The organism is Pedobacter sp. AC190, assembly GCF_979258025.1.
On the sequence record NZ_OZ409824.1, the window covers coordinates 1202809 to 1214174 of the forward strand.

11 protein-coding genes are annotated in these 11366 nt (G+C 35.9%); 5 read left to right on the forward strand and 6 right to left on the reverse strand.

What is annotated here, in order from left to right:
• Positions 1 to 175: 175 nt before the first annotated feature.
• The 4 genes from ACZZZI_RS05240 to ACZZZI_RS05255 form a co-directional block, all read right to left on the reverse strand.
• The gene (locus ACZZZI_RS05240) at positions 176 to 358 is read right to left on the reverse strand and encodes a YtxH domain-containing protein (protein WP_463488857.1); all 183 of its coding nucleotides are present in this window, start codon (positions 356 to 358) and stop codon (positions 176 to 178) included.
• 164 nt (positions 359 to 522) lie between these two features.
• Entirely contained in the window at positions 523 to 774 is a 252-nt protein-coding gene (locus tag ACZZZI_RS05245) for a DUF3253 domain-containing protein (protein ID WP_463488858.1), read from the reverse strand.
• Positions 775 to 1367: 593 nt separating this feature from the next.
• Positions 1368 to 2594 (reverse strand): cation:proton antiporter, encoded by a 1227-nt coding sequence (locus ACZZZI_RS05250; protein ID WP_463488859.1) that lies wholly within the window; start codon positions 2592 to 2594, stop codon positions 1368 to 1370.
• Positions 2595 to 2882: 288 nt separating this feature from the next.
• A complete protein-coding gene (locus ACZZZI_RS05255) occupies positions 2883 to 3344 on the reverse strand; it encodes a PA2169 family four-helix-bundle protein (RefSeq protein ID WP_463488860.1) in 462 nt (153 codons plus the stop codon).
• Positions 3345 to 3594: 250 nt separating this feature from the next.
• On the opposite strand from ACZZZI_RS05255, the gene ACZZZI_RS05260 reads away from it, so the two are divergent.
• The 4 genes from ACZZZI_RS05260 to ACZZZI_RS05275 all read left to right on the forward strand — a co-directional run bounded on the left by ACZZZI_RS05260 (position 3595) and on the right by ACZZZI_RS05275 (position 7897).
• A complete protein-coding gene (locus ACZZZI_RS05260) occupies positions 3595 to 3804 on the forward strand; it encodes a hypothetical protein (RefSeq protein ID WP_463488861.1) in 210 nt (69 codons plus the stop codon).
• Positions 3805 to 3943: 139 nt separating this feature from the next.
• Positions 3944 to 5050, forward strand: a complete 1107-nt coding sequence (locus tag ACZZZI_RS05265) for a fatty acid desaturase family protein (protein ID WP_463488862.1) — start codon at positions 3944 to 3946, stop codon at positions 5048 to 5050.
• Between the two features lie 64 nt (positions 5051 to 5114).
• A complete protein-coding gene (locus tag ACZZZI_RS05270; RefSeq protein WP_463488863.1) occupies positions 5115 to 6605 on the forward strand; it encodes a gluconokinase in 1491 nt (496 codons plus the stop codon).
• Positions 6606 to 6607: 2 nt separating this feature from the next.
• A complete protein-coding gene (locus tag ACZZZI_RS05275) occupies positions 6608 to 7897 on the forward strand; it encodes a gluconate:H+ symporter (RefSeq protein WP_463488864.1) in 1290 nt (429 codons plus the stop codon).
• A gap of 9 nt (positions 7898 to 7906) precedes the next feature.
• Here ACZZZI_RS05275 and ACZZZI_RS05280 read toward each other — a convergent pair whose 3' ends face one another.
• Complete coding sequence (locus tag ACZZZI_RS05280) at positions 7907 to 9109, reverse strand: GAF domain-containing sensor histidine kinase (protein WP_463488865.1); 1203 nt, start codon at positions 9107 to 9109, stop codon at positions 7907 to 7909.
• A gap of 273 nt (positions 9110 to 9382) precedes the next feature.
• Here ACZZZI_RS05280 and ACZZZI_RS05285 point away from each other — a divergent pair, with 273 nt between their 5' ends.
• Positions 9383 to 10573, forward strand: coding sequence for a glycosyltransferase family 87 protein (locus ACZZZI_RS05285; RefSeq protein WP_463488866.1), 1191 nt, complete (start codon positions 9383 to 9385; stop codon positions 10571 to 10573).
• A gap of 78 nt (positions 10574 to 10651) precedes the next feature.
• Here the strand turns inward: ACZZZI_RS05285 and ACZZZI_RS05290 are convergent, their stop codons facing one another.
• Positions 10652 to 11332, reverse strand: coding sequence for an arylesterase (locus ACZZZI_RS05290; RefSeq protein ID WP_463488867.1), 681 nt, complete (start codon positions 11330 to 11332; stop codon positions 10652 to 10654).
• Between the last annotated feature and the right edge of the window lie 34 nt (positions 11333 to 11366).

Genomic DNA, 11366 nt, shown 5'->3' on the forward strand with positions numbered 1-11366 from the left:
CCTAAACTGATAAACTAGGTAAGTAAATCCAACCCCTATTACCTCCATTTCCCAGCAAATATGCAGTTGCTCAGGGATTCAGCATTTCAAAAAAGCCCAATCTACCTTTAGCTATCTTAGAATATCTATTAATGCTTAAGAGTTAATATTCACTTTTGCAGGTACTCATTACATATTATACTTGAGGAATTCTTCCATCCTTAATATCTGCAGTCACTTCCTTAGCTTTATCCAACCATTCAGGAGCCTGTTCTTTAATTTGATCTAACTTTGAAATGCCGAGTGCATTTTTTTTTGTTAAATACTTTATTCCCTCATACAGCGCAATACCAACGATTGCATTTTTTATAAACCCCATATCTTCAAATCTTATATGCCTATTCAACACGATTCGACTAGGTTTAGTTTTAATTATTTTAAGGCTAAGACCTAAATATATTTTCAATAAAAAAATAAAAAGTCAAAAATTTTTCACCAGAGTTTATGATGAAAGAAGATAATATTTTATGCATGGCGATGAAGTCAAGGTTGAAGTAACTTAATGCGAACAGGACCTTTGATGCGATCGATATCAACAGGTTTGCTTTTTTGAGTTATGAGCACGCGTCCGTCATGATGCAACTGTATAGCTTCATTAACCACATCTTTCATATGGTTTCGCCAATCACTGGGAAAGAGCATACGAGCAATTTCAGATGGACAGGTACTTTTTTGACTGCCACGTTGCGTTGCTATACGCAAAATGGCCGCTTGTATATCTAATGACTGCTTCATGCAGTCACTAACAAATTAAGATCATTATTGCTTTATATATTATCTTATAGATCTGCTATTGAATTCTAGTCTGTCATCAAGTCGATAGTTTTATATACTAAAGTAACAACCCCATCCGGTGGGAATTCAATTAAGATTAGTATAGATACAGGTTCTATTCTTTAATGCAGAAATATCGCCTTACCACAATAAGCAATTTAGTCTAATAACCACAAAGCAGCAGTTTAATGAAATTCTGAGTTTGCACCGGGATGACTAAACTTGTATGTTAGGACACTTTGAAATTGTAAAACTGGGTCTAAATAATTCAAAATTTATCCTACCCCATACTGTTCTCTAGTCCGCGATAAATGTCTGCTTAATCAGAAGCGGAACTTATACTGCTTGAATCTTTCAAAATTTTAAGATAATTAAACCATCAAAAATGATCAATTGATTATTGGGAAATTCAAAATAATTTGAACTCGGCGTTCATATTAATTATGGGGAAGGATCAAGTAGATCCGCCCTGAAATTAAAAATCCAAAACATTGCAACAAATAATTATTGAATAGGTTATTGCTGATTTTATAAACAAACAGCCACAGAATGTCTTAAGTCTTGGTTAGTTTTTTCATCACCCTGGTTGCTGTGAATCCATGGATGATGATGGATAATAAAATAACGAAAGCACCTATCGCCCAAATTCTATCCTTATATTTGAAATCAAATTCACTGAAAGCGAAAGATAAGTAAAAAACAGTCCCTACCCCCCTTATGCCAAAAAAGCTGATTCCAAGTTTTTCATGAAAAGAAATTTTTGTGGCACTCAGGGTCAAAAGACCAGAAACAGGTCGGATGAAAAACATAAAAACTAGTCCAAAACTAGCCATTTTCCAATCCAGAGGTGCTAAAACACCCCTGGCGAGCATTCCACCAAACAAAATCAATAACACGCTCACCAGCATCCGTTCAATCTGATCACTGAAGGAATGTAACTCGGTATGGTAAGCATTTCCTTTTTCATAATGACGAAGTGATATTGCACAAATAAAAACAGCTATAAATCCGTATCCACTCATGAACTCTGTAAGGCTATAAACAATTAATGTGGCAGAAATCGCGACTAGTCCATCACGTGTTTGTAGGAGTTCATATTTGTTTGACAATTTAAAAATAATAAATCCTAGGAACCTTCCCAGAAGATAGCCAGAAATGAGACCAAGTATAATGCGGTATACTACGTCGAAGGTGAACCATTGACCAACTAATCCGTGCGCATTAGTGGTAGTAACAAGCCCTACAGTGATAGCAAGCCAGACAAATGGAAAGGCCATGCCATCATTCAAACCAGCCTCTGCAGTTAATGAAAATCTTGTTTCAGATTTAATTGTTTCATTTGGCGGCGCCACCTGAACATCTGCAGCCAATACTGGATCAGTTGGTGCTAAACATGCCCCTAAAAGAATTGCAGAGGCTAATCCCAAACTTAAAAAATAATAGCCGAGAAAAATGCTAAAAGCTATACTTAAAACCATGGTGATCGTAACCAGTTTAAGTGGAATAACCCAGCTTTTTATGGAAAAGGGTCTGTCAATTTTGATACCTGCACCCATCAGGGATATGATTAATACAAGCTCGGTCAAATGCAGACTAATTTCTGGATGATGTGCGGGCAAAGGGTCAGGAAGTTGTCTTGGGAACAAGCTATAAACTATGAATCCAATTAAAACGTAAAATACGGAATAAGAAATCCTGGTATAGGAAGATATTTTTGGCATCCAAGACACGCTGAAGGATGCCAAGCCGATCAGCATTAGTATTAGGATATATTGATTCATGTTAAGGTTAGCATGAATTAAATACAAACATTTGGACTTTTAGTTTCTCCATATTGGATTTAAGCAAAGTCTATGCTGAAATACATTGACTATTCCTGCCAGAGGTTAAATCTCGAAAGGAAAAATCTGTAATAAAAATTAATAAGGGATTTTTACTTAGTGATAGCTTATGCTATTCATTTTAAAAACGAGTAAAAGAATATTTATTTCACTGTTAAAATCTAAAGAAAAAGCCTGTTTCATAGACTTATCCATGAAACAGGCTTTTTATTTAACAATGCATCTATCTTAAAGCGCTTTTTGGGCGTCTCTTAATGCTTTAATCGTATCGTGACCAGTACTAACACCATCCTGTTGTTTCAATAAAACTTCTCTTACTTCAGCTCCAAGATCATTGTGCTGCAATGCATCTCTATACGCCTTTTTGATTGCGTCCTCCCCGCGTTCACACTCCGCCAATATACTGTGTCGATCGTTTCCACCGAAACTTGCTTTAACATCAATCCATGCTCTATGAAGGGTACCAAGTATGGTGTTGCCATCATCTGGACTATCACCATTTTTGCCAACTAAGCCAGCAAGTTGTATCGAATTTTCTCTGCTATCAGAAGCAAATTTTTCGAATATTGCCTTAAGATCAATATTTTCAGGCTGAAGGTCTGAGGATGCACGGTCAAATCCATCCGCTCTATCATTATTAATCTCGATTAGATCATTTAAAACCTGCACGATGTTTTCTTGAGTTTCCATAGTTTTATATTTACTATGAAAACACTTTTTTTTCACGAATGTTTGCGCCCAATTTAATTTACTTCACTTTTGACGGAATGCCATTTAGATAAGCAATTCTTTGTTATCTCGGTTGTATACTGTTAGTTGATGACCGCAATATCCATGCAAAACGAATAATCCATTATTTTTTCTAACTGTTAACTAAGCAGTTACAATTTTATAACAAAAAGCGTTTAAAACGCGAAAGAAAACACTTTAATTTTGCAGTATGGCAAATCAAAACATTAGCAAATTATTGCAAAATAAAATTGAATCATTAAAATCAGAAGTTGAACACGCACAGGCAGAATTAAAAAAATGGGAAATCATGCTTGATGAATACGCCGCTCAGCCAGAAAAATTTGAATTAATAGCAACCCTACTAACAAATGAAAACTTGGAGGCGAAGAAGGCAAAGAGGAAAATAACAATTGGATAATTTTAACATTGCTTAACAGAAATATCATTTAAAAGTCAGTTTTTAAATCCTATATTTGGGTTTTACCGTATCTATACTTAAATGCATCTGCGCTAGAGTATCTGTAAATTAACAGTTTCTTCACACAGATGAATAAAGTATGAGCAAAAAACTAAAATTCTGCAACGCAGGCCGATCTGGATTCTATGCTGCAGTACGTGGCGAGGTTGATGATTATTTTTTAACCGAGAAAATTTCTACCCATGCCAATTTTGCCATGTGGCTAAAAACAGCCTTTTTTTTATCAATTTATATCGCTTTATATTTTGTAATTCTTTTATCTGGGTTTAGCTGGCCTATTTTGTTAATCTTAGCATCGTTACTCGGTGCATTTGGTGCATTTGTTGGCTTTAATATTTGTCACGATGCTATACATAAATCTTTGTCCCCAAATAATACTGTAAATAGCAGCTTTAGTTATGTTTTTAATCTTTTAGGTGCAAGTCCGTATGTCTGGAATATTTGCCATAACATTGTCCATCACACTTATACCAATATTGCAGGGCATGATGAAGATATTGATGTTGCTCCTGGTTTGATTCGCTTTTCCCCATTGGAAACTGTTAACAAAGTTCAGCGTTACCAGCATTTCTATGCTTTTGTTCTTTATAGTTTTGCTATGCTTTCCTGGGTTTTCCGCAAGGATTATAAAAAGTTTTTCCAGAAGAAGATTGGAGAGCATAAGAATAATCACTCGAAATCTGCTTATTTCAACCTGTTTTTTAATAAAGCTATTTACTACTTTTTCTTTCTTGTCCTGCCAATTTTTGTAATTGATATTCCCTGGTGGCAATTTCTATTAGGCTTTTTAGTTATGCAGCTTTCTCAAGGCCTTATACTTGGGTTGGTTTTTCAACTGGCACATGTGGTAGAGGGCACTGATTTCCCACAGCCAAATGAACAGGGTAATATTGAAGAAGCATGGGCAGAACATCAGTTGAGAACGACTGCAAATTTTGCTGGAAGCAGTAAAATAGCCGCATTCTTTTGCGGAGGTTTAAACAGACAAATTGAACATCATCTTTTCCCTAAAGTCTGCCATATACATTATCCAGCTATCGCTAAAATTGTTAAAGCAACTGCTTTAAGATATAATTTACCATACATCGAAAACAAAACTTTTGGCGATGCATTAAGTTCTCATTATCGAATGTTGAGAAAGTTGGGCCGGGATACTTATCGCATTGACCCACTTATAAACCGTTAGCCTTGTCATAAATAATATTTCGTTTTTCTACTCAAAAGCCTAAATTGCAATTTAAACCTTTTGCATGAAATATTTAATCGGCGTTGATATTGGAACAGGCAGCACAAAGGCCGTTGCATTAAATTTACAGTATCAACCGATAGCAGTAAGCCAGTTTCATTACCCAACCGAAACGACAAAACCAGGTTATAGCGAACAAAATCCTGAATTAATATGGGATGCTTTTATCAAGTGCTTAAATGAGTTAAAGGGTAACTTAAATGCCGACCCTTTGAGCATTGGTTTAAGTTCTGCCATGCACAGTTTAATACTTATAGATGAAGCAGGAAATTCTTTAGCCCCAATGATCACCTGGGCCGACAACAGAAGTACGGAAGAAGCCAAAAATCTTTTAGCATCAGAAAAAGGAAAGCTTATTTACCAGGCAACTGGAACGCCAATACATTCCATGTCGCCAATCACCAAACTCATTTGGCTAAAAAAACACGATACAGAATTATTTTATAAAAGCTCGAAATTTATCTCGATAAAAGAATACATCTGGTTCAAATTATTTGGAACATTTAAAATAGATTATTCTCTTGCATCTGCCACAGGTTTATTTAATATTCATAGTTTATCATGGAATACAGATTCTTTGATACTTGCAGGCATTACTGCTGAAAACTTATCGATACCCGTTCAAACAAGTTATCAAAGTTCGGCATTGATCGATGCTTCAAAAAAATCGCTCAATAATTTAAATACCACGTTTGTAATTGGTGCGAGCGATGGATGTTTGGCAAATTTAGGCAGCGATGCAACAGCAAAAGGTATTGCAGCAATTACCATTGGTACCAGCGGAGCTTTGCGTTTGGCGAGCCCAAATCCAATAATTAATCCTGTTGGAATGACCTTTAACTACATTCTTGACGAAAAAACCTTTATATGTGGCGGACCAGTTAATAATGGCGGTATTGCCTTACAATGGCTGCTAAAAAACATTTTTAATAAGCCAGAGCTTAAAAGCGAAGATTATGAGCAGCTTTTTGAAGATGTAAAAGACTCGGAAGCAGGTAGCAAGGGTTTAATTTTTCTGCCTTATTTAACTGGCGAGCGTGCGCCTTTGTGGGATAGTGAAAGTTGCGGCACTTTTTTCGGACTTAACCTGCAACATAATCAAAAGCATATGGCCAGAGCTGTTATTGAGGGGATTTGTTATGCGCTTAATGATGTTATGAAAGCTGTTGAACAGCATACTGAACCGATTACACAGATAAATGTTAGTGGTGGTTTTGTGCATTCAAAAATATGGATGCAAATTTTGGCTGATATAACGGGTAAGCGCATTGTACTCGTTTTAGAGGAGGACGCCTCCGCAGTTGGCGCTGCTTATCTTGCAGCAAAAGCAACTGGCCTTAGTCACCAATATCCTTCGTCCACAAACACAACAGCCGAAATCATTTGGCCAAATTTGAGCAATCATCAAATTTACCAAAGAAATTTCCCCATATTTAATCAGCTGTACAGTAATCTCAAAGAGACGATGCATCAGCTTTATCACCTCAACTTGTAATTATGTCTTTATTAATTGTGCTTGCCGGCATTCTTTTGCTTTTTATTCTGATTATTAAAAAGCTAAATCCAATGATTGCACTGCTTTTGGTTGCCATTATTACGGGCTTGTTTTTAGGCATGCCTGTAGCGAAAGTAATGACTGCGGTAAGTAATGGCATTGGCAGTACCTTAGGTAGTATGGTAATGGTTTTGGCATTAGGCGCAATGATGGGAAAACTAATTGAAGACAGTGGTTCGGCTAAAAAAATTGTATTTATTCTGATTAAACTGTTCGGGCAGAAAAACATTCAATGGGCAGTACTTTTAACTGGCTTGTTGGTTGGTATTCCACTTTTTTACAATGCAGGATTTGTTGTTTTAATACCACTCGTATTTGCAATTGCTTCGGCCACTGGTTTACCAAAATTATATATCGGTATACCTATGGCTGCCGCTTTATCGGTTACACATGGTTTTTTACCTCCTCATCCTGGTCCTGTAGCCTTAGCCGCAATTTTTCATGCAAATATTGGTAAAACATTGATTTACGGACTGGGCCTAAGTATTCCAATCGCAATTATTGCTGGCGTTTATTTCCCCCGATTAATTATAAAACGAGAAATTTCAATATCTAACACTGGATTTACTTTGATTGAAGAAGAGCATTTACCTAATGCAGGAAAGAGCTTTTTCACTGCACTATTACCTGTTCTATTAATTATGGCGGGCACCATTGGCACAGCTTTTACTAATCCTTATACCTTAAAACCCATTTTTACCTTTTTGGCCGATCCAACCGCAGCACTTTTAATTGCAGTTGTTATTACCATTTTCGTTCAAGATAAAACCATTGAAAAAACAATGGAATCGTGTATTGAAGGTGTAAAAAGTATTGCAATGATTATCTTGATTATTGCAGCTGGTGGCGCATTCAAACAAATTTTGGTCGATAGCGGTGTTGGCGAAACCGTTAAGGCGCTTACCGCAGGATTAAATTTATCGCCACTTTTTCTGGCGTGGCTTATTACAGCCTCGCTTCGGGTAACACTAGGTTCTGCAACTGTTGCCGCTTTAACGGCATCGGGAATTGTTCTCCCCTTTATTGGAGTTGGCGCATCGCCAGAATTAATGGTTTTATCTGTTGGAGCAGGCAGTTTAATGTTTTCTCATGTTAATGACACAGGTTTCTGGATGTTTAAAGAGTACTTCGGCCTTAGTTTAAAACAAACTTTTAAAACCTGGACTATGATGGAAAGTATAGTTTCTGTGCTTGGTTTATTAGGCGTTCTCTTGATTAATCAATTTGTTTAAAAGCTTAAACTAATATAAAGGTATCGTAATTTCAAAGTTTGTACCCCAACCCTCTTCGGATGTAATTTCCATTTGGCCTTTTAAGCTTTTAACATCGCCAATTACCATTGGCAAGCCTAAACCATAACCTAGTTCTCCAAAAGTCCCATTAGATGATTCCAGCTCGCCGAGCATTATCTTATCAATGGCGGCTTGTTTTAAACCATTCCCGTTGTCCGAAACATTAATTTTCAAAAACATTTGTCTATCAGGAATTTCAAGTTCTAGCTTTACAGTAACGGTTCCATAATCAGAACTAAATTTTATCGCATTTGAGATCAGGTTTCCTGCAATCTGCATTAATTTTTCTTTAGAGAAACTGACGTCTTGATGCATTGAACCCATGATAACTTTAAAGAAAATATTTTTTGCCTTGGCCTGAGGCATATATAATTTTTCTAGTTTATCTTTAAAAATTGTGATATCAAAAGCATCTCCTGCAATAACCTTTTCTTGCAATAAAATTTCTTCAGTGAGTTCAAGAACAGTCTTTGCGCTTTTATCTATCATAAAAACGTAATCCATTAAATCTTCAAATCGATTTTTATCACTATTTCTACGAATAATATCTATAATTCCAGTAACGCCTGACAGGGGTCCACGAATATCATGAGCTGCTTTCCGCTGATTCTTTTTAGCTTCATCAAGCTCAAGTCTTATTTTTTGTAAAAGTTTAAGGTTGATTAACTTATCGACCACTTCCTTTGCTAACAACTTCAAAAGCTCAATTTTATCAGCAGTTAACGTTTTTGCTGTTTGATCTAAAACACAAAGTGCCCCAATGTTATGTCCCCCTGGCGTTCTAAGCGGTACACCGAAATAATACCTGAGGTTTAGTGGGCTTTTAACATAAAAAAAATCTTTAGAACGAACATCTAGAGAAAGATCGCTGATTTCGAAATGATCGTTTCCTGCAATAGTATATTGACAGATAGATTCTTCCCTCGGCATTTGATCTAATTCCAAACCATAATTTGAAACTGACCACTGCGTAAAGGAATCGATAAGGTTAACTAACGAAATATTACTCCCCGAAATTTTTGCTGCTAATCTTGTAATATTTTCAAAATCACTCTGGAGGTCGGTAAAGTCGGGATCAAATTCCGATAATTCAAGTAATCGCTCTGCTTCATTTGTCGGCATAGGACGAATGTGATTTGTCGTAGAAGTCATAAATTATTTTTTCTGAGGGGAGCGTTTGCCAATTTATAACTTTTGATTGTGATTAAGAAATTGAAGTTTCGAAATAGGTTAATGTTGCAACGATTAACTGACAAAGGATTTTAAATTTAGCCAACAAATATAATCACTAATCCAAATTTGGAGGTAAAAATATTACAACTTAAAAGAATGAGAATTTATTAAAGAATTCATTTCCAAAATTTGGAATATTAAATTTTTGGCCTATTATTGTGTAATAATAATATTACAATTCATCCCGTTATTGTGACTAACCAAACTAATCATTTTGCCCCAAAGTTTTACGAAGATAAGCGCTTTGTATTTATATTATGGATCTGTGTAACTTTAATATTTGTAATTGACTCGTGGATTACCAATCGATTAAATAATTACCTGATTTTTGAAAACACTTTCAGAAACCTCCTGCATCAGCAATCTTTTTATGCAGCCTATCCCGATTTTCATGAAGATGCAAATCATTATGGCCCTATTTTCAGTTTAATTATTGCTCCTTTTGCAGCACTGCCCAATTCTATTGGCTTACTTTTCTGGAATCTTTTTAATTGTGTTTTTTTATTTAAAGCCGTTCAAACCTTACCCGTAAGTCAAAAAGATCGTCTGATTTTTTGCTACATCGCCATCCCTTGTTTAATCGAATCGATGTTAAACCAACAGTTTAATGCTGCTGCAGGCGCATTAATTATATTAAATTATACTCAGCTGAATAAGTCTAAGGGGTTCTTTTCAGCCATGTTTATGGTACTGGGCGTTTTCGTTAAACTGTATGGCATTATTGGTTTAGCATTTTTCTTTTTTTGTAAAGATAAGCCTCGTTATATTTTATATTCACTTTTTTGGGCACTTGTGTTTTTCACTCTACCAATGATTTTTTCTTCTCCCCTTTTCGTAACTGAATCTTATTTTGACTGGTTCTCTTCTTTAGCAGAGAAAAATGCTACAAATGTTTCGGGCGTTGGCATAGACATGTCTATTATGGGCTTTTTCAGAGAGATTTTCCGAACACAAATTTTAACGAACTCTATTTGCATTGCTACTGGGGCTTTATTGTTTCTCATTCCTTATATCAATTATAAGTTTTATCAAAAGAAAAGGTTTCAGCTTCTAATTCTTTCTTCTGCTTTATTATTTCCCGTATTATTTAGCACTGGTGCAGAAGATTGTACTTTCATTATATCTATAGCAGGTGTTGGGATCTGGTATGTGCTAGAGAAAAACAAATTGCTTAAAAACATCCTGCTTCCTGTTTTATTGATTACAGCCTGCGATTTCCCTTTACTTTTCTTTCCAGAATTTTCGAAGAGCCATCGCATTATGTTATCTATGCTTAGTTTTCCTTACTTTTTAGTGTGGATACGTGTTTTATACAAAGCTTACCGATACAAAGCCATATTTGTCGAGAAGGAAGAACACATTTGCACCCCTATGCTTGCGTAAACGACATTTAATTGAAGCTTATTTAGAATAAATGATATGCGTTAGGAAGGCATAAAACCAATAGGGTTATAGAATAGTTTATAACAAAGGCTTTAGAACTGCCCACACATTCTCTGCCAGAACTTTATCGCCTTCGGCAGTCGGGTGAATACCATCGGCCTGGTTGAGCTTTGGAATGCCTCCAACCTTGTCTAAAAGAAATGGAATTAACGCCATATTGTTCCTTTTTGCCAGTTCTGGAAACATATTTTTAAAGTCGGCAGCGTATTTAGTACCCATACTTGGCGGCATTTGCATACCAGCCATAATCATTTTAACATCCGGATATTTAGTCTTTACACTATCAATAATATTTTGCAGATTTTTAGTAGTTTCGGCAACGGGCACGCCTCTAAGGCCATCGTTAGAACCTAATTCGAGCACGAAAATATCTACTTTTTGCTTCAGCAACCAATCTATTCTGCCTTGCCCAGCGGCCGATGTTTCGCCACTCAAACCACCGTTAATAACTTTATAAGGTAATTTTAAAGAATCAATTCGATTTTGAACTAATGCAGGATAAGCTTCGCTTGGATCTAAACCATAACCAGCCGTTAAGCTTGTACCAAAAAAGAGGATATTTTTTACTGTCTTAGTGCTTTGTGCTATTGTTGTGTTTGCAATATCTGCACCTCCTTGTTTATCCTTATTACCTGAATTTGAGCAGGCTTGTAATATTCCTGTCAAAACAATTAAAGCCATCAAGCGTTTTCGTAACATATCTATTTTTTCTATCTCTTAAAATCAAAAAGCC